Genomic DNA, 17,373 nt, shown 5'->3' with positions numbered 1-17,373 from the left:
CGCCCGGGATCAGCGAGGCCACACCCAGCCACAGGGTGACCATCGCCCCCCGCTCGGTGTCGGCCAGGAAGTCGATGCTGTCGTAGCCGGGGCCGCGCCCGGACCCCGGGGTCAGACGTGCACCACGGGCTGCTCGCCGCCGTCGGGCTGCCCGCCGCGCATGAACAGCGACAGCACCGCGGCCAGCAGCATCAGCGCCGCGGCGATCCCGAAGGCCCAGTGCAGCCCGTCGACGAAGGCCAGGTTGCTGGCCTCGGTGACCGCGCGGGCCACCTCGGCGCTCGCGCCCTCGGGCGGCACCGCGCCGCCCTGGGCGACGGTGCTCTGCATGGCGGTCAGCTCCTCGTCCGCGGGCGCGGCCAGTCCCCCGGCGGCGAAGTGCCCGGGCAGGGTGGCCACGATGGTCGCCGACATCACCGCGCCCAGCACGGCCGTTCCCAGCGAGCCGCCCAGCTGCATGGCGGCCTGCTGCACGGCGGAGGCCACGCCCGCGAAGCGCACCGGGGCGTTGCCGACGATGGCCGCGGTCGCGCCCGTCATGACCAGGCTCAGTCCGATGCCGAGCAGGACGAAGGCCGCCGAGATGTGGACCACGCCGGTACCGGTGTCCAGTCGGGACAGCAGGAACATGCCCGCGCCCGCCATCAGCAGGCCCGCCGTGGTGGGCGTCCTGGCGCCCACCCGGTCCAGCAGGCGGCCGGCGACCGGCGAGGTGAGCGCCATCAGCGCCGTCATCGGCAGGAGCTGCAGGCCGGTCTGCGCCGGGCTCATGCCCAGCACGCCCTGCAGGTAGAAGGTGACGAAGAACAGCGACCCCATGAGGCTCACCGCCATCAGCACCATGAGCACCACGCCGATGGAGATGGAGGGGTTGGCGAACAGCGCGAGCGGGATCAGCGGGTCCCGGGGGCGGCGCTCCCACAGCACGAACGCGGCGCCGAAGACCAGGGCGACGCCGAGGGAGACCAGTGTGACCGGGTGGCCCCAGCCCGCGGTGGGCGCCTCGACCAGGGCCCACACCAGGGCGAAGATCGCGACGCTGACCAAGGCGATGCCGGGCACGTCCATGCGCGAACCGGGGTCGGTGGCCCGGTTCGGCGCGAGCAGCCACAGCGCCAGCGCCACGGCGACCGCGCCCACGGGGACGTTGACGAAGAACACGGACTCCCAGCCGAACGCGCCCACCAGCAGGCCGCCGATGATCGGACCGCCCGCGGTGGCCGCGCCGAGGATGCTGCCGAACACGCCGAAGGCGCGGCCGAGCTTGTGCGGCGGGAAGCCGGAGCGCAGCAGGCCCAGGGCGGCGGGCATCAGCAGGGCGCCGAAAACCCCTTGCAGGACGCGGAAGGCGATCAGCATGATGACCCCGGCGGACAGCGCGATCGCCACCGAGGAGAGCACGAAGCCCACCACGCCCACCAGGTAGGTGTTGCGGTAGCCGAAGCGGTCGCCGAGCTTGCCCGCCGTGATGAGGAACACCGCCAGGCCGAGCAGGTAGCCGTGGGTGACCCACTGCAGTTCCGCCAGGGAGGCGCCCAGGCTCGCCCCGATGGCGGGGTTGGCCACGGCCACGATGGTGCCGTCCAGCGCCACCATCATCACGCCGAAGGCGATGGCGACCAGGGTCGCCCAGGGGTTTCCCCTCAGCCCCCCGGGTTCCGCCCGGGTGGTCGGCGGTGCGGTCGTCGCGTTCATGTTCCCCCCAGTTCCGGCGATGTCCGGCACCGATTATGTCAGCCGCTGAATCTTTGCAGCAACTGCCTTTTGTCAGCGGCTGACGTAATCTGCGCCACGCGGTAGCCTCGGAGGGGACCCAACACGCGGGAGGCACGCAGATGAGCGCGACGAGCGCCGAACCGGACGAGCAGGTCGGGCTCCGCGAGCGCAAGAAGGCCCGGCTGCGCGAGGCGCTCATGGAGACGGCGCTGCGCCTGTTCCACGAGCACGGCTACCAGCGGACCACCACCGAGGAGATCGCCGCCGGCGTCGGGGTCTCCCAACGCACGTTCTTCCGCTACTTCGGCTCCAAGGAGGACGTGGTCCTGGAGGCGCTGGGGGAGGTCGACGAGTACCTGCGCGCCGCCCTGCTGACCCGCCCGGCCGACGAGCCCCCGTTCACCGCGCTGCGCAACGCGATGTGCGACCTGTGGAGGCGCATGGACCGCGGTTCGCTGCACCTGAGGGGCAGCGCGATGGAGCTGATCGCCGAGAGCCCGGAGCTGATGGAGGTCAACCTCCGCCACTACCACCGCAGGCAGGACCGCCTGGCCCGGGCCGTGGCCGCGCGCGCCGGGACGGACCCCCGCACCGACCCCCGCCCGGGGGTGCTGGTGGCGGTGTTCTTCGCCGCGCTGGACAGCGGCCACCAGGCCTGGTGCGCCTCGGGTTCGACGGACAAGCGGGACCTGCTCCGGGCCTTCCTGGAGCGGCTCGACCTGGTCCCCGAGGTGGTCGGCGGGGCCTGGGACGCCCCGGCCCCCTGAGCCGGGAACCAGTACGGGGGCGCAGACCCCGGCGCGGCCGCCACGGCACGGACGCGGTCGCTCCGCGGTCCTCGGCTGGAAAGCGGGGACGGCCCCCACCCGGCGGTGGAGGCCGTCCTGGCTCCGGGGGAGCCGAGCGCTCAGAGGCTCATGACGAGGTGGTGCGTCTTCTCCATGTTCACGCGTTCCGGCTGTTCGCTGACGGATGGCCAGTCAGGGGTGGCACCGCCAGCCGCGTGAGCGGCCGTGCGGATGACGTCGAGCGCGCGCCTGAGAACGGCACTCGGATCGGTCTCGTCGAGGAGGAGGAGCTCAACCGTGAGAGTCGTGCGTGCGGCGTCGGTGCTCACCGTCGAGTCCGTGAAGTCCCCGTTGCACTGCTCCAGCTTGAGCAGCTCCTGCGTCACACGCTCGCCATGAGTGTGTACATCGTCGGTTCCGCTACCAGGCGGCATGATCAGCTCGAACTGGAGGGCGATCTGGGTGGCGTCCCTGCCGTCACTCACGAATCCTCCTCTGCCTCAGATGAACACACTCTCTTCGCGTAACGCACTGTTTGTTTCCAGTAGTTCGGGTTCGATGGGGTGGACCTGACGCTGATGCTCTCCGCACGGACACTTGATCGTGTAGTAGGTGGGAGGGTCCTCGATCGCCGACCCAGCTCGTGGATCTTCTGTAGTGCGTCCTGGCCGTCTTTCCTGGGGTGCTTCCTCCAGTAGCCCAACACACCACCTGTTTCAGGATCCTTCATTATGCCTGTGCTGTCGAGAGCGAACACTCTAGCCCTCGCAAAACCGTGAGGTGGTGGGTTTTGCCGATTGGATGGCCTGCCGCGACAGTGCTCCCCTACTTCTCAGCTGACCACTGAGAACAGCTGGGTCCGTCCGCGAAGGCGCGGCGGCCCGCCCCGGCGGTCACCAGGCGGCGACCTCCGGGTGGGCCACGGCCCGTACCGCCTCCCTGGCCTGCTCGGCGCCGGAGGCGGCCACCGCCAGCTCGGCCATGCGGCGGCACTCCGAGTGGGTGTGCAGGGCCAGCGCCCGGCGCACGGCGGGCAGGGAGGGCGCCGACATCGACAGGCTCGTCGCGCCCAGGCCCACGAGCACCGGGGCCAGCAGCGGGTCGGCGGCGGCCTCGCCGCACACGCCCACCGGGCGGCCCGAGCGCTCGCCCGCCCCGCCCACGGTTCCCACCAGGTGCAGGAGCGCGGGCTGCCACGGGTCGAGCAGGTCCGGCAGCGCGCCCAGGGTGCGGTCGGCGGCCATGGTGTACTGCGCCAGGTCGTTGGTGCCGATCGAGACGAAGTCCACCCTGGGCAGCAGGCGGTCGGCGAGCAGGGCCGCGCCGGGCACCTCGATCATCACCCCGACCCGCTCGATCCCGGCGCCGCGGGCCAGGGCGGCGAACTCCGCCGCCTCGTCGGGGGTGGAGACCATCGGCGCCATCACCCGCACCCGGGCCGATGTGGTGCGGGCGGCGGCCGCGATCGCGGCCAGCTGCTCGGTGAGCAGCCCCGGGTGCACCCGGGAGGTCCGGAAGCCCCGCACCCCGAGCGCCGGGTTGTCCTCCTGGCCGGTGGCGGCGAAGGCCAGCGGCTTGTCCGAGCCCGCGTCCAGGGTCCGGACCGTGACGACGCGCCCGGCGAAGGCCTCGAACAGAGCCGTGTAGGAGGCGGTCTGCTCCTCGACGGTGGGCGGGTCGGTCCGCTCCAGGAACAGGAACTCGGTGCGCAGCAGGCCCACGCCCTCGCTGTCGTGGGCGCCAGCCTTCCCGGGGTCGCCCTCGCCGACGTTGAGCAGCAGGGCGACGCCCGTGCCGTCGGCGGTGCGGCCCGGCCCGGTGGACTCGGCGAGCAGCGCGCGCCTGCGCTCGGCCCGCCGGCGCACGTGTTCGACCTGCTCCTCGTCGGGGTCGGCCGCCACCGTCCCCGCGTCGCCGTCGACCGCGACGAGTACCCCGTCGGCGAGGTCCCCGGCCCCGGCGCAGCCCACGACCGCGGGGATGCCCAGCGCCCGGGCCAGGATGACCGTGTGGCTGGTGGGGCCGCCGTAGCGGGTGACAATGCCGAGCACCCGCTCGGTGTCCAGCTGGACGGTGTCGGCGGGCGCGAGGTCGTCGGCGACCAGCACGTGCGCGACCCCGGGGTCGGGCAGCCCCGGCATCGGCAGGTCCAGGAGCAGCGCCACCGCGCGGTCCCGGATGTCGGCGAGGTCGGCGGCGCGTTCGGCCAGGTAGCCCCCGGCCGCCGCGAGGAGCTCCTGGTAGGCCCCGCATGCGGCGGAGACGGCCCACGCCGCCGGGTCCCCCTGCTCGGTGTGCTCCCCGATCCGGCGCGCGAGTTCGGGGTCGCGCGCCATCAGCGCCTGGGCCCCGAGCACCGCCGCCGCCTCGCCCGTGAGGCCGGCCGCCCGCTGGTCGAGCAGGTCGGCGACCCTCCCCAGTGCCCGACGCGCCAGGTCCGCCTCCTCCTCCGGCTTCCCGGCCCCCGGACGCCGTTCGGGCAGGGACGGCGGTGCCGCCATCCGCGCCACGGGGCCGATGGCGACGCCGGGGCTGGCGGGGATACCCGACAGCCGGGCGGCGCCGGCGGGGGACGGGAGGGGTTCGGTCTGGGCCATGGTCGCTCCGTACGTCGGATATAGGGCGTGGTGGACCGTTTTTCGGAGTTGTCCTTCCCGGAAACCTCCGGGCGCATCCCCTACGGCTGGATGGTCACCTTGATCGCGGTGCCCGAGGCGACCGTCTCGATGGCCTTGTGCACGTCCGACAGCGCCATCCGCTCGGTGATCAGGTCGGCCACCGGCACGGCTCCGGAGGAGATCAGCTCCAGGGCGCGGCGGTTGTGCTCGGGGCTGGACCCGTTGGCGCCGAAGATCCGCAGCTCCCGGTAGTGCACCGCGTTGGAGTCCAGCTGGATGATCGGCGCGTCCTTGGGCAGCCCGCCGAAGAAGCTGATCCGTCCGCTGCGGGCCGTCATGCGCACCGCGTCCTCCTGGGCGCGCCCGGAGGCGGCGGCGGTGATGACCACGTCGGCGCCCCGGCCGTCGGTCAGGCGGAGCACCTCCTCCACCGCGTCGGTCTCCTCGGCGCAGATCGCGGCGTCGGGCCCGACGATGTTCGCGGACATGTCCAGGCGGCCCCGGTTGAGGTCGACCAGGTAGACCGCCTTGGCGCCGCGCGCCCGGGCGAGCCGCACGTGCAGGCAGCCGATCGGTCCGGCGCCCATGACCACCACGGTGTCGCCCTCGCCGACCCCGGCGATCTCCTGGCCGTTGAGCACGCAGGCCAGCGGCTCGGCGACGGAGGCCTCGGCGTAGTCGATGTTCTCCGGGATCCGGTTGACCCCGTCCACGGCCAGGACCGCCTCGGGGATGATCATGTACTCGGCGAATCCGCCGTCGTAGTGGTAGCCCATGGACTCCTGCCGGGAGCACACGGGGAAGCGGCCGTCGGAGCACTCCGCGCAGGTGCCGCAGGGGATGGCGGCGATGACCTGGACGCGGTCGCCCTCGGACCAGCCGGTGACGCCCTCGCCCGTCTGCACGACGCGGCCGGCGATCTCGTGGCCGATCACCCGGGGCGGGCGGATGTGGTGGTGGCCGTGCCGGGAGATCTTCACGTCGGTGCCGCAGGTGGAGCAGTTGACGACGGCGATCTTGATCTGTCCGGGTCCGGCGGTCGGCTCGGGAGCCTGCTCCAGTCGGATGTCACCGGGCGCGTAGAAGCGGGCGACGAGCATGTTCGGGGCCTTTCTGGTGGGTCTTCCGCCGGGCCGGGTCGCGGCCCGGCGGAGGGTGGGGTGTGCCTCAGCCGGCGCTGTCGGGGCTGAGCAGGTCGACGACGTCGGCCGGGCTCCGGGCGGAGCGCAGCCGGGCCGCCCGGTCGGGGTCGGTGAGGACCGCGGCCAGGGAGGAGAGCACGCCCAGGTGCTCCTCCCCCGAGGCGGCGATGCCGATGGCCACGTGGACGGTGGGCCCGTCCCAGTCGACCCCGTGGGGGAACTGGACCACCGCCAGCGCGGTCTCCCTCACCAGGGACCGGGAGGCGTCGGTGCCGTGCGGGATGGCCACCCCCTCACCGACGAAGGTGGGGACGGAGGCCTCCCGCTCGTGCATGGCGGTCACGTAGCCGGGCTCGACCGCGCCGAGTTCGACCAGGAGGTCGCCGCACTGGTCGATGGCGTCGGCCCGGTCGCGGGCGGTGCGGCCCAGCCGCACCGCCTCGGCGGTCAGGGTGAGCTCACTCGGCAAGGGTTCCCCCGGTCTTGACGGCCTGTTCCAGGCGGGTGAAGGCGGGGTCGCCCATGAACATCTGGAAGCCGATGACGACGGTGTCGGGCACCCGCTTGCGGGCCCGGTCGACCAGTCCGGCGTGGCACAGCACCACGTCGGCGCCCTCGGGGATCCGGTCCACCGGGGAGTGCTCGACGCTGACCCCGTGCGGGGACAGGGTCCTGCTCAGCTGCGAGGTGAGCAGGACGCTGCTGCCCATACCGGCGTCGCAGGCGACGACGACCCTCTTGATGTCGGAGCCTTCGATGGTGCTCATGAGGTGCTCTCCTGGTTCTCGGCTTCGGCCTGCTGGGCGTTGGCCTCCTCGCGCTCCGCCTTGCGCTCACCGCGGCCGAAGCCGAGCAGGAGCGAGGCGAGGGCGAAGGAGACGAGGGTGGCGGCGGCGACACCGGCCAGGACGGCCACGTGGCCTCCGGGCGGGGTGACCGCCATGAGCGCGATGATGCTGCCGGGGGAGGCGGCGGAGACCAGGCCGGCGTCCAGGACCATGAAGGTCGCCACACCCGACATCCCGCCGCCGATCGCGGCCAGGATCAGCTTCGGCTGGGCGAGGATGTACGGGAAGTAGATCTCGTGAATGCCGCCGAAGAAGTGGATGACGATCGCACCGGGGGCGGTGGCGCGGCTCAGCTTGGGCCCGAAGAACATGCAGGCCAGCAGGATGCCGAGGCCGGGGCCGGGGTTGGTCTCGATGAGGAACTCGATGGCGCTTCCCTCGGCCACCGCGCGGGCCGTGCCCAGGGGCGTGAAGACGCCGTGGTTGATGGCGTTGTTGAGGAAGAGCACCTTGGCCGGCTCGACCAGGACGGAGACCACCGGCAGCAGGCTCATGTCGACGAGGAACTGCACGCCCGCGCCCAGCCCCCGGGCGACGTGACCGACCACCGGGCCGAGCACGTAGGCGCCCAGGGCGGCCATGACCGCCGCGAGGATACCGGCGCTGAAGTTGTTGACCAGCATCTCGAAGCCGGACTTGATCCGGGGCTGGACGACCTGGTCGAACCGCTTCATGAGGTAGGCGGCCAGCGGGCCCATGACCATGGCGCCCAGGAACATCGGCATGTCCACCGACACGATCACACCCATGGTCGCCGCGGCGCCGACCACGCCGCCGCGCTGACCGTGGACCAGCGTGCCGCCGGTGTAGGCGATGAGCAGCGGGAGCAGGTAGGTGATCATGGGCCCGACGAGCTCGGCCATGAGCTCGTTGGGCCACCAGCCGTCGGGGATGAACAGGGCGGTGATCAGGCCCCAGGCGATGAACGCGCCGATGTTGGGCATGACCATGCTCGCCAGGAAGCCGCCGAAGCGCTGGACTCCGGCGCGCGCTGAGGCGAGTGCGCCGCCGCTCTGCTGTGTGGACAAGGGGAGCCTCCTGGGAGGTACGGCGGGCGGGGGCCGCGCCGGGAAGAGGGGATGGGATGGGGCGGGTGGCCGGGCCACCGGGCGGTCGGCCCCGGACGGTGGGGCCGCGCCGCTCCGGGCGCCCGGCCGGTCAGACCACCTGGACGCGGGGTCCGGCGGTCTCCAGCTCCTCCGCCAGGCCGCTGGCGAGGCCGGAGTCGGTGATGACCAGGTCCAGGTCCTCGACCGCGGCGAAGCGGGCGAAGTGGTCGTTGCCGACCTTGGTGTGGTCGGCGAGCAGGACACAGCGCCGGGCCGAGGCGATCATCGTGCGCTTGACCTCGGCCTCCGCCGGGTCGGGCGTGGTGAGCCCGCGTTCGACGGAGACGCCGTTGGCCGCCATGAAGGCGACGTCCACGTAGGACTCGGCGAGCGAGCGCAGCGCCCAGGCGTCCACGGTGGCCTGGGTGCGGGTACGCAGGCGGCCGCCGAGGAGCATGAGGTTGATGTTGGTACGTGGGGCGAGGGTGAGGGCGATGGAGAGGGAGTTGGTGACGACCGTGAGCTCGCGGTCGGCGGGCAGCTGCTCGGCGAGGCGTCCGGTCGTGGACCCGGCGTCGAGCAGGATCGCGCCCTCCTCGGGGAGCTCGGCCAGGGCGGCCTTGGCGATGCGCTCCTTCTCCTGTGTCATGACGGAGTCGCGCACGTTGAGCGCGGGCTCGAAGCCCAGCCGCTCGACGGGGATCGCGCCACCGTGGACCCTGCGCAGCACCCCGTGGCGCTCCAGCGCCGTGAGGTCGCGGCGGATGGTCTCATAGGTCACGTCGAACTCCGCGGCGAGCCCCGTGACGTCGACCCGGCCGTCCCGCCGGGCGCGTTCGAGGATCACCTTCTGGCGCTCTTCCGCGTACATGTTGGATCACCTGTGTTTCGGTGTGGTTTTGGGTGAGTTTAATGGTGTTGCCTGTGACACACAAGAGGTACCTCCCACCAATATCCCAGCAGCCTCCCCCGAGGCCCCCGGCCGTCGGCCACCAACCCCGACCAGCACGGTTCTTCCGCGCTCGGAGGCCGGGTGTACACACGGAGAAGAGCCGGAGAACTCCGCCCGGCGACCACCCCGCACTCCCCGACGAACCGGAAACCATGGGACGACCGTGTTGACACGTACAGGCAAACACACATAATCAAAGGCAGTCCCACATCCGGACTGGGCCGGGCGCAGCCACCTCGAAAAGAGCACCCATGATCCTGACCCTCACCCCCAACCCGAGCGTGGACCACACCCTGGAGGTGAGCCGCCTGGTACGCGGCGAGGTCCTGCGGGTGAGCTCCACCCGCGCGCAGGCGGGAGGCAAGGGCGTCAACGTCTCCCGTGCCCTGCGCCGCGCGGGCCTGCCCACCCGGGCCGTCCTCCCCGTGGGCGGCGGAGGAGGAGCCGAGCTCACCAGCCTGCTGGGCGACCTCCCCTGCGTCACCGTCCCCATCGAGGGCGAGACCCGGGCCAACCTCGCCGTCACCGAGGACGACGGCACCACCACCAAGCTCAACGCGCCCGGACCGGTGCTCTCCCCCTCGGAGACCGACACCCTGCTCGCGGCCCTGGAGGACGAACTGGCCCGCGAACCCGACTGGGTCGTGGCCAGCGGCAGCCTGCCCTCCGGAGCCCCCGACGACCTGTACGTGCGCGTGGCCGAACTCGCCGCCGCACACGGGGTGGCACTGGCCCTGGACACCTCCGGCAAGCCCCTGGAGTCGGCGGCGCGCGCGGGCTCGGTGTCCCTGCTCAAGCCCAACCACGAGGAGCTGGCGGAGCTGGTCGGCCGGGCCCTGCCCACGGTGGGCGCGGTGGTCGCCGCCGCCCGCGAGGTGCTGGACTGGGGCAACGGTTCGGCCCTGGTGACACTCGGTGGCCACGGTGCGATACTCGTTGGCCCCGGGCACACCTGGTGGGCGCGCGGACCCGAGGTCCGCACGCGCAGCACGGTGGGCGCGGGCGACTGCTCGCTCGCCGGTTTCCTGGGGGCGGACGGCTCCCCCGAGGACCGGCTGCGCAACGCCGTGGCCTGGGGGACCGCGGCGGTGTCCCTACCCGGGACGACCGTTCCCTCCCCCGACGACGTGGCCACCGACGCGATCACGGTGGTGGCCGACCCCGACCCGCAGTGGTCGGTCGACACACTCTGACCCGGGCCGGACAGAACCCGGCCCGCCCGACGACCCCCTGAGGACTGACATGCCCCAGCGCACCGTGGCCATCGCCTCCCAGCTCGGCCTGCACGCCCGCCCCGCCACCCTGTTCGTCCAGGCCGTGAACGAGTCCGGCCTGCCCGTCATGGTCTCCCGCGAGGGACACAAGCCGGTGGACGCGCGCAGCGTGCTCGCGGTGATGGCGATGGGCGCCAAGCACGGCGAGACGGTCACCCTGAGCTGCGAGGACTCCGAGAACGCGGACAAGGTCCTGGACGGACTGGTGGACATGCTGTCCAAGGACCTGGACGCCTGACCCGCGTGCGCGGGGCCGCCGGACGGGCGGCCCCGGTCCCCGCGCCGGCCCCGGCCGGGAGGCTGGCCCCGAGGAGGACCGGCCCTGCGGGAGGGGAGCTCGGCCCTACGGGAGGGGAGCTCGGCCCTGCGGGAGGAGAGACCACCGTCTCTGGCCACACCCGCGCGCCTGGACTACCGTGCTGCCATGGACACTGACGAGACCGTCATCGGCCCCTCGGGGATCTGCCGACGGGGGCAGCACGACTGGAAGCACGAGCCGCCCGGGGCCAAGCAGCAGGTCTGCGCGCGATGCCGCTCCATGTCCACCACGAACTACTGCGACTGCGCCGAGTGCGGCTCCGGCCGGTCGGAGGGCTGAATCCCGGGCACACGCCGCCGCGGACGGAACCCCGCCCCGCGCGCGGAGGGCGCCCGGCACGGCCCCCGGAACTCCCCCCTACCTCCGCGGAACCCGGTGCACCTTGTGCTGGGCCGCCTGGGCCCGCGGGCGCACCACCAGCAGGTCGATGTTCACGTGCGGGGGCCGGGTGACCGCCCACACGATGGTGTCCGCGACGTCCTCGGCGGTCAGCGGGTCGGGCACCCCGGCGTAGACGGCCTCGGCCGCGTCGGCGTCACCGCGCAGGCGGTTGAGCGAGAACTCCTCGGTCTTGACCATCCCCGGGGCGACCTCCAGCACGCGCACCGGCTCTCCGCACAGCTCCAGGCGCAGCGTGGCGGCCAGGGTGTGCGCGCCGTGCTTGGCCGCCACGTAACCGCCGCCGCCCTCGTAGACCACGTGCCCGGCCACGGAGGAGACCACCAGCACGGTGCCGTCCCCGCCGGCGATCAGCTTGGGCAGCAGGGCCTGGGTCATGTGGAGCACGCCGAGCACGTTGACCTCGTACATCGCGCGCCAGTCGGCGGGGTCGCCGGTGGCGACGCTCTCGGTGCCGATGGCACCGCCCGCGTTGTTGACCAGCACGTCGCAGGAGTCCAGGGACGCGGCGAAGGCGTCGACGGCCGCGCGGTCGGTGACGTCGAGGACGTGGGCGCGGGCGCTGAGCCCCTTGCCGGTGAGCTCCTCGGCCAGCGCCCCGATCCGGTCGGCGCGGCGGGCGACGAGGACGACGTCGTAGCCGTGTTCGGCGAGGCCGCGCGCGGTGGCGGCCCCGATCCCGCTGCTGGCTCCGGTGACGACCGCGGTCGCTGTCATGGTGGTTCCTCCCGGGAGTCGCTGTCGCGCCGAGCGTATCCGGTGGCCGAGGACGGCTCCCGGGGCAGGTGGGGTCACGCGGGCGGGTCTGACACGCCCGAGGCGGGGAGGCGGGCCGGACGGGCCGGGTGCCCGCGTGCTTCCATGAGGGGTGATCATCGGCCGCCGCACGCGGCGGCCGACGGCGCTGGACACCGAGGAGAGGCGGGCCGCTTGCGCGGAATCGAGATCCGGGAGCTGGAGTGCTTCCTCGTCCTGACCGAGGAGCTGCACCCCGGCCACGCGAGCGAGCGGCTGGGGATCCCCGCGGACGAGGTGGAGCGGCTGGTGCGCTCGCTGGAGGAGCGGGTCGGCGCCCCGCTGCTGGACCCCGCCAGCCAACGCCTGCGCCTGACCCCCTTCGGTGAGGAGTTCCTCGACGCCCTGCGCCCCGCCTACCAGCACCTGGCCGCGGTGGTGGACGCCGCCCGCGAGCGCGCCCACAACGGTGAGCTGCGTGTGCGGCTGGGCTTCCAGGGCGCGGTGCACGGGCCGGTGGCCAAGGCGGTCCGCGCCTTCGAGGAGCACGAGCCCCGGGCGCGGGTGGAGGTCGTGGAGCTCAACCCCTCGGACCCGTTCGGCCCGCTGCGCGAGGGCGAGGTGGACGCCGCCGTGGTCATGCTGCCGGTCCGCGAGCGCGACCTGGTGGTGGGCCCGGTCTTCTCCCGGCAGCCGCAGCGGCTCGCGGTGCCCGCCGACCACCCCTTCGCCGAGCGCTCCGACCTCGGCGTGGAGGACATGGCGCGGGTGTCGCTCATCCCGGTCCGGCAGCCCTCCGACAACTGGCTGCGCGCGCACTCCCCCACCGTCACCCCGCTGGGCCGGACCATCCACCACGAACCGGTGGTGGACACCCTGGAGGAGGGGCTGTCGCAGGTGGCCGCCGGCCGGGGGGCCATGCTGCTGTGCGGGGACGTCGCCGAGCACGGCGACCTGGCGGGCGTCGTGCTGGTACCGGTCATCGGGCTCCCGGAGTCCTCGCTCGGCCTGGTGTGGCCGCGCGGGGACCGCAATCCGGGGGTGCCGGTGCTGGCCGCCGCCCTCGCCGAGGCCCTGGCCTGACGGGCCGGCCGCAAGGGTTCTCCCCCGCGGTGATCTTGCACTTACAGCGCATCTCGGCCGCGAACCCCGCTAATAGGCACAAGATCACGGCGAAAGGCGCCGCACAGGAGAAAAACCGTGGCGGAGGAAAACCCCGCCTGTTAGCGTGGGCGGAATTTCGCGCAGAACGCGCTTTCCCCACGAGCGAAAAGCACGCCCATGACCGTGGTGAGATCCGGCAACACCTCCCTGATCGTCCCCTACACGTTCTTCACGCTTCTTTCCACGGCGGCCGACTTCACTTTCGGCGCCGTTTTCGTCATGATCATGCTCGACCGTGGGGCCGAGCCCTGGCTGCTCGGCCTGATGTTCGGCTCGGCGAACCTGGTGACCCTGCTGGTCGAGGCGCCGAGCGGGGCGCTGGGCGACCGGTACGGGCACCGCAGGCTCCTGACCCTGGGGCTGGCCCTGTGGGGCGCGGGATTCGTGCTGTTCGGCACCGCGGACCGGCTCGCGCTGGTGCTCGCGGGCATGTACCTGTGGGCGACGGGCCTCAGCCTGCACTCGGGGACGCTCACCGCCCTGGTCGTCAACCGGATCGGGACGGACGCGCGCGCCGCGCGCATCTCCCGGGTGGTGCGGATCGGCCAGGTCGCCGGGCACGGCGGCGGCGTGACGGGCGCGGTCTCGGTGATGGTGTTCGGAACCTGGGCGTCCGCCGGAACCCTCGTGGCGGCGGGTGGCGGAGCGCTCGTGTGCCTGGCGGTTCTGGCCCCTCTGTGTTTCCCGCGCTCCCCGCGCCAGCCGGACCGGCGGGTCGGCCGGATCGTCGCCGAGTCGGCCGCGCTGCTGGCGACCCGGCGCTTCCTGCCCCTGGTGGCGCTGACGGTGTCGCTGGTCTCCAGCACGGTCCTGCTGGTGGCGGCCTGGCAGCCCCTCCTGCGGGAGGCCCACGGCGGGGACGTGCGGCTCAACGGCCTGGTACTGCTGGCGCTGACCTCCGCGCTGGCGGCGGGGGCCGCGTGCGCGCGGTTCGTGGACCGGGGACAGCGCCCGCACGTGTGGGCTCCGCTGGTGGCGGCGCTCTCGGGGGTCCCCCTGGTGCTGGTCGCGCACGGCCTCGTGCCGCTGGTTCCGGGGCTGATCGCGGCGGAGTTCCTCCTCGGCCTGGGCGGTGTGCTGTCGAACGTGTGGCAGCAGCTGATGTTCACGGACGCCAACCGCAACACGATGTTCTCGATGCTGGCGATGGTCGCGGGGATGGTGCGGACCGTGATCCTGGTGCCCTTCGGCGGGCTGTGGGACCTGGTCGGGCTGGCGTGGGCGGCGACGGTCCTGGTCGCGGTGAGCGTCGTCGCCGCGGTCGCCACCGGGGTGCTGACCCGGCTCCTGCCCGAGTCCACGCGGTTCACCGGGGCCAGCGAACGGAAACTCTGACCGAAGGCGCCCGGCCACGCGAAACGTGTGGCGCGGGTCACCTTATAAACCCGGATGGAATCCCGGCATTTCCTATACCCGGGCCACCCGCGGCCCGGGAAAGCCGGATCGTTAGCATCACCCCATTGGCCACGAGGGCGCTTTCCGCGAACGGAGAGGCGGGGAACGATGACACTGGTGGAACTGCTGCGCGCGCGTCCGATCGTGCAGGCGCCGATGGCGGGCGGGGCAAGCACTCCCGAGCTCGTGGCGGCCGTGTCCGGGGCGGGCGGACTAGGCTTCCTGGCCGCCGGGTACCTGTCGCCGGCCGCCCTGGCCGAGCGGGTCCGGGCGGTGCGGGAGGCCGGGGTCACCGCGTTCGGGGTGAACGTGTTCGTCCCCCAGCCCACCACCAGCCCCGACGCGGCGGCGTCCTACCGGCCGCTCCTCCAGGGCGAGGCCGAGCGGTACGGAACGCCCCCGGGCGCGCCCGTGCACGACGACGACGCGTGGGCGGCCAAGATCGACCTGCTCACCGAGGCAGCCGTGCCGGTGGTCAGCTTCACCTTCGGCTGCCCCGACGATGACGTGCTGGACCGGCTGCGCGCGGCGGGAAGCGCCACGGTGGTCACCGTGACCACCGTGGCGGAGGCCGGCGAAGCCGTGGCGCGCGGGGCCGACGGGGTGTGCGCGCAGGGTGTGGAGGCCGGGGGCCACCGGGCCGCGTTCGATCCGGCCCTGAGCGCGGACCGGCCGCTGCGGGAACTCCTGCCGGACGTGGTCGCGGCCGTGGACGTTCCGGTGATCGCGACGGGCGGGATCATGGACGGCGCCGACGTGGCCCGGGTGCTGTCCTCGGGGGCCGCCGCCGCGCAGCTGGGCACGGCCTTCCTGCGCTGCCCCGAGAGCGGGGCCCATCCCGCGCACAAGGCCGCGCTGGCCGATCCGGCCTTCACCGAGACCACCCTGACCCGGGCGTTCACCGGACGACCGGCGCGGGGGCTGGTCAACCGGTTCGTCGCCGAGCACCCGGAGGCACCCCACGCCTACCCGGAGGTCCACCACATGACCCGGCCGCTGCGCGCTGCCGCCGCCTCGGCCGGGGACCCCCACGGGATGGCGCTGTGGGCGGGCACGGGTTTTCGGAGGGCGACCGACGCCCCCGCGGCCGAGGTGGTGGCGCGGCTGCGCCGCGAGGCCGCCGGGGCGGGCGCGCGGGTCTGACCGCGCCCGGGGGCCGTCCCGCCTCCCCGGTCCGGTTCCGTGCCGCGCTCCCCCCGACTCAGCCGGAGGCGAGGGCGCGGGCGCGGTGGAGCGTCTGCACGATACCGACCTGCAGCGGGTCGTAGGGGTGGGCGAGCTGCCCCGCCCGAACGGCCGAGGTCTGCGCTTTCACGGCCATGCTCCGGTCGCCCCTGTGTTCGGCGAGCCGCAGCAGCGCCTGGGCGTGGGCGTTGTGGTAGCGGGAGCGGCGGGGGTCGTCCGGGTGGGCGACGGCGACCGCGCGCTCGGCCAGCTTCACCGCCTCGGACAGCCCGCCCGGGCCGTCCACGCCCTGGCCGAGGAACTCGGCCACCAGCACCAGCCGGACCGGCAGGTGCGGGCTGCCCTCCTCCGTCATCTCCAACGCCTCGCGGGCCATGCGCAGGGCCTTGCGGACCTCGGCCGGGACCGCCGTGATGACCGGGGCCGCCTTCGCGCGCTCGGTGCTCCAGTGCGTGCCCTCGAAGGCCGCGAACTGCTGACGGTACATCGCGGCGTCGGGGTCCTTCCGGCCACCCAGCCGGATCGCCTCCGCCAGGTGCTCACGGCACCCGGCCAGGTCGTCGGCCTGCTGGGTGTCGTAGTAGCGCATACCCAGGGCCGTGGCCTGAGGTAGTGCGCCCAGGGGTCGTCGCTGCGCTCCTCCAGGAGGCGCCGGGCCCGGTTCACCGCACCGTCCGCGCCGTCGGTGTCCTGTTCGGAGTACAGGGTCTCGTTGTAGAGGTCGGCTCGGTCCCGGGGGGTGGGGGGCATCGGGGTCCCAACACGGTCGAGGACGGACTGCCCATGGTAGCGAACCGCACCTCAGGAGACCCCGAAAACCCCGTGTATAGGGTGATCCGCGAGCCGGGCTGGGCACGACCGCCCGGGAGACCCGAGGGAGACGGCGTGACCGCACCGCAGCAGCAAGTACCCGCCCTCAACGCGGCCGTGGCGACCTGGTTCCGTATGGACAGCCTCCTCGGGACGCCGCTCGGCGAGCGCGCCTGGAAGGAGCACTGGGCCGTCGTACTGCACCTGCGCCGTTCCTACGCGGGGTTCTGCGCCCTGTTCGGCCTCTTCTCCGCTGGCGCGGCGGGCGTCGTGGTGGCACTGCTGGGCCTGGAGTGGCAGCAGAACGGGAACTTCCCCCTCACCGTCCTGCCCTTCGTCCTGACCCCCGTGGTCCTGGGGGGCATGTGGAAGCGCAAGACCGCCGTGACCGTCGCCCCGTTCCTCGGACAGCGCCGCCACGTGTGGTGCCGGTGGCTGTTCTCGCTGCTGTTCCCCGTGGTGCTCATCCTGGGCGTGTTCGTCCCGTGGAGCCCGGCCTGGACCGCGGTCGCCGCGCTGCTCTGCGCGGCTCCGTGGTGGCTGAGCGCGGTCCTGGAGCTACGTCGCCCCGCCCCGCCCTACCCCGCCGCCTGGTCAGCCGCCGCCTGAGCCCGCCTGTCGGCGGGGCCGCCGGGGCGGGTGGCGAATCCGACCGCGACCGCCCCGCGGCGGGCGGGCCCGGTTACGCGGGCGCGTAGGTGAGGCAGTCCACCTGGTTCTTCTCGTAGCCGACGGAGATCCCCGGGGCCTGGCATTCGAGCTGGGTGTTGTGCTGGCAGTCGGACATCTTGCAGGCGCCCACCTGGGCCGTGGCCATGGGGTCGCCGCCCTCTTCCTCCCCGCTGAAGAAGGTGTCGCACTGGGCGTGACTGGTGTTGCCCACGGTGATGGCCAGGGCGTGGCACGAGTGCTGGTCGTTGTATGCACACGTGTCCACCGTGCACGAGTTCACCACTGGCATGTCCATAAGCGATCCCCC

19 protein-coding genes are annotated in these 17,373 nt (G+C 73.1%); 8 read left to right on the top strand and 11 right to left on the bottom strand.

All coding sequences use genetic code 11. The features are described from left to right. Positions 1–111: 111 nt before the first annotated feature. On the bottom strand, positions 112–1,695 hold the full coding sequence (locus tag FYW95_RS03980) for an MFS transporter (RefSeq protein ID WP_160050006.1): 1,584 nt from the start codon (positions 1,693–1,695) through the stop codon (positions 112–114). A 140-nt stretch (positions 1,696–1,835) separates the two neighbouring features. Between FYW95_RS03980 and FYW95_RS03975 the strand changes: the two genes are divergently transcribed. After that, positions 1,836–2,483, top strand: a complete 648-nt coding sequence (locus FYW95_RS03975) for a TetR/AcrR family transcriptional regulator (protein WP_159943572.1) — start codon at positions 1,836–1,838, stop codon at positions 2,481–2,483. Positions 2,484–2,623: 140 nt separating this feature from the next. Here the strand turns inward: FYW95_RS03975 and FYW95_RS03970 are convergent, their stop codons facing one another. The 7 genes from FYW95_RS03970 to FYW95_RS03940 form a co-directional block, all read right to left on the bottom strand. Beyond that, positions 2,624–2,989, bottom strand: coding sequence for a hypothetical protein (locus tag FYW95_RS03970; protein ID WP_236567883.1), 366 nt, complete (start codon positions 2,987–2,989; stop codon positions 2,624–2,626). 408 nt (positions 2,990–3,397) lie between these two features. Further along, positions 3,398–5,101 (bottom strand): phosphoenolpyruvate--protein phosphotransferase, encoded by a 1,704-nt coding sequence (ptsP, locus tag FYW95_RS03965; protein WP_160050005.1) that lies wholly within the window; start codon positions 5,099–5,101, stop codon positions 3,398–3,400. A gap of 80 nt (positions 5,102–5,181) precedes the next feature. Then, complete coding sequence (locus FYW95_RS03960) at positions 5,182–6,222, bottom strand: zinc-dependent dehydrogenase (RefSeq protein WP_160050004.1); 1,041 nt, start codon at positions 6,220–6,222, stop codon at positions 5,182–5,184. Between the two features lie 67 nt (positions 6,223–6,289). Beyond that, positions 6,290–6,733, bottom strand: coding sequence for a PTS mannitol transporter subunit IIA (locus tag FYW95_RS03955; protein WP_160050003.1), 444 nt, complete (start codon positions 6,731–6,733; stop codon positions 6,290–6,292). Next, positions 6,723–7,031 carry a PTS lactose transporter subunit IIB gene (locus tag FYW95_RS03950; RefSeq protein WP_159943576.1) on the bottom strand — a complete coding sequence of 103 codons (309 nt, stop codon included), beginning with the start codon at positions 7,029–7,031 and terminating at the stop codon, positions 6,723–6,725. Before FYW95_RS03950 ends, FYW95_RS03955 begins: the two co-directional genes overlap by 11 nt. After that, positions 7,028–8,140, bottom strand: coding sequence for a mannitol-specific PTS transporter subunit IIC (gene mtlA, locus FYW95_RS03945; RefSeq protein WP_160050002.1), 1,113 nt, complete (start codon positions 8,138–8,140; stop codon positions 7,028–7,030). The genes FYW95_RS03950 and mtlA overlap by 4 nt, the downstream gene beginning before the upstream one ends. A 130-nt stretch (positions 8,141–8,270) precedes the next feature. Continuing rightward, the gene (locus FYW95_RS03940) at positions 8,271–9,032 is read right to left on the bottom strand and encodes a DeoR/GlpR family DNA-binding transcription regulator (protein ID WP_159943578.1); all 762 of its coding nucleotides are present in this window, start codon (positions 9,030–9,032) and stop codon (positions 8,271–8,273) included. A gap of 332 nt (positions 9,033–9,364) precedes the next feature. Between FYW95_RS03940 and pfkB the strand changes: the two genes are divergently transcribed. From pfkB to FYW95_RS27550, 3 genes are all read left to right on the top strand, one after another. Next, positions 9,365–10,306 (top strand): 1-phosphofructokinase, encoded by a 942-nt coding sequence (gene pfkB / locus FYW95_RS03935; RefSeq protein ID WP_159943579.1) that lies wholly within the window; start codon positions 9,365–9,367, stop codon positions 10,304–10,306. A gap of 49 nt (positions 10,307–10,355) precedes the next feature. Continuing rightward, positions 10,356–10,625: an HPr family phosphocarrier protein gene (locus tag FYW95_RS03930; RefSeq protein ID WP_159943580.1), complete on the top strand. Its 270-nt coding sequence runs from the start codon at positions 10,356–10,358 to the stop codon at positions 10,623–10,625. 186 nt (positions 10,626–10,811) lie between these two features. Then, positions 10,812–10,985: a hypothetical protein gene (locus tag FYW95_RS27550; RefSeq protein WP_201294670.1), complete on the top strand. Its 174-nt coding sequence runs from the start codon at positions 10,812–10,814 to the stop codon at positions 10,983–10,985. A gap of 78 nt (positions 10,986–11,063) precedes the next feature. Here the strand turns inward: FYW95_RS27550 and FYW95_RS03925 are convergent, their stop codons facing one another. Further along, positions 11,064–11,822: an SDR family NAD(P)-dependent oxidoreductase gene (locus FYW95_RS03925; RefSeq protein WP_159943581.1), complete on the bottom strand. Its 759-nt coding sequence runs from the start codon at positions 11,820–11,822 to the stop codon at positions 11,064–11,066. A 213-nt stretch (positions 11,823–12,035) separates the two neighbouring features. Here FYW95_RS03925 and FYW95_RS03920 point away from each other — a divergent pair, with 213 nt between their 5' ends. The 3 genes from FYW95_RS03920 to FYW95_RS03910 all read left to right on the top strand — a co-directional run bounded on the left by FYW95_RS03920 (position 12,036) and on the right by FYW95_RS03910 (position 15,542). After that, positions 12,036–12,923: a LysR family transcriptional regulator gene (locus tag FYW95_RS03920; protein WP_236572050.1), complete on the top strand. Its 888-nt coding sequence runs from the start codon at positions 12,036–12,038 to the stop codon at positions 12,921–12,923. Positions 12,924–13,121: 198 nt separating this feature from the next. Next, on the top strand, positions 13,122–14,339 hold the full coding sequence (locus tag FYW95_RS03915) for an MFS transporter (protein WP_160050000.1): 1,218 nt from the start codon (positions 13,122–13,124) through the stop codon (positions 14,337–14,339). A 168-nt stretch (positions 14,340–14,507) separates the two neighbouring features. Next, a complete protein-coding gene (locus FYW95_RS03910) occupies positions 14,508–15,542 on the top strand; it encodes a nitronate monooxygenase (RefSeq protein ID WP_160049999.1) in 1,035 nt (344 codons plus the stop codon). 58 nt (positions 15,543–15,600) lie between these two features. Here FYW95_RS03910 and FYW95_RS03905 read toward each other — a convergent pair whose 3' ends face one another. After that, a complete protein-coding gene (locus tag FYW95_RS03905; protein WP_236567886.1) occupies positions 15,601–16,173 on the bottom strand; it encodes a hypothetical protein in 573 nt (190 codons plus the stop codon). A 296-nt stretch (positions 16,174–16,469) separates the two neighbouring features. On the opposite strand from FYW95_RS03905, the gene FYW95_RS03900 reads away from it, so the two are divergent. After that, positions 16,470–17,003, top strand: coding sequence for a hypothetical protein (locus FYW95_RS03900; RefSeq protein WP_159943585.1), 534 nt, complete (start codon positions 16,470–16,472; stop codon positions 17,001–17,003). Between the two features lie 73 nt (positions 17,004–17,076). Here the strand turns inward: FYW95_RS03900 and FYW95_RS03895 are convergent, their stop codons facing one another. Beyond that, positions 17,077–17,355, bottom strand: coding sequence for a DUF1540 domain-containing protein (locus FYW95_RS03895; RefSeq protein WP_236567887.1), 279 nt, complete (start codon positions 17,353–17,355; stop codon positions 17,077–17,079). Positions 17,356–17,373: the final 18 nt, after the last annotated feature.

The organism is Nocardiopsis sp. FR4, assembly GCF_009830945.1.
Taxonomy (GTDB): domain Bacteria; phylum Actinomycetota; class Actinomycetes; order Streptosporangiales; family Streptosporangiaceae; genus Nocardiopsis.
Note: the sequence above shows the minus strand (reverse complement) of the source record. Positions and strands in the feature narration are given on the sequence as shown.

Coding starts and splice junctions, on each gene's coding strand:
- FYW95_RS03980 (WP_160050006.1), bottom strand. CDS start 1,695: ATGAACGCGACGACCGCACCGCCGACCACCCGGGCGGAACCCGGGGGG.
- FYW95_RS27550 (WP_201294670.1), top strand. CDS start 10,812: ATGGACACTGACGAGACCGTCATCGGCCCCTCGGGGATCTGCCGACGG.
- pfkB (WP_159943579.1), top strand. CDS start 9,365: ATGATCCTGACCCTCACCCCCAACCCGAGCGTGGACCACACCCTGGAG.
- ptsP (WP_160050005.1), bottom strand. CDS start 5,101: ATGGCCCAGACCGAACCCCTCCCGTCCCCCGCCGGCGCCGCCCGGCTG.
- FYW95_RS03960 (WP_160050004.1), bottom strand. CDS start 6,222: ATGCTCGTCGCCCGCTTCTACGCGCCCGGTGACATCCGACTGGAGCAG.
- FYW95_RS03905 (WP_236567886.1), bottom strand. CDS start 16,173: ATGCGCTACTACGACACCCAGCAGGCCGACGACCTGGCCGGGTGCCGT.
- FYW95_RS03940 (WP_159943578.1), bottom strand. CDS start 9,032: ATGTACGCGGAAGAGCGCCAGAAGGTGATCCTCGAACGCGCCCGGCGG.
- FYW95_RS03930 (WP_159943580.1), top strand. CDS start 10,356: ATGCCCCAGCGCACCGTGGCCATCGCCTCCCAGCTCGGCCTGCACGCC.
- FYW95_RS03910 (WP_160049999.1), top strand. CDS start 14,508: ATGACACTGGTGGAACTGCTGCGCGCGCGTCCGATCGTGCAGGCGCCG.
- FYW95_RS03975 (WP_159943572.1), top strand. CDS start 1,836: ATGAGCGCGACGAGCGCCGAACCGGACGAGCAGGTCGGGCTCCGCGAG.
- FYW95_RS03895 (WP_236567887.1), bottom strand. CDS start 17,355: ATGCCAGTGGTGAACTCGTGCACGGTGGACACGTGTGCATACAACGAC.
- FYW95_RS03950 (WP_159943576.1), bottom strand. CDS start 7,031: ATGAGCACCATCGAAGGCTCCGACATCAAGAGGGTCGTCGTCGCCTGC.
- FYW95_RS03925 (WP_159943581.1), bottom strand. CDS start 11,822: ATGACAGCGACCGCGGTCGTCACCGGAGCCAGCAGCGGGATCGGGGCC.
- FYW95_RS03915 (WP_160050000.1), top strand. CDS start 13,122: ATGACCGTGGTGAGATCCGGCAACACCTCCCTGATCGTCCCCTACACG.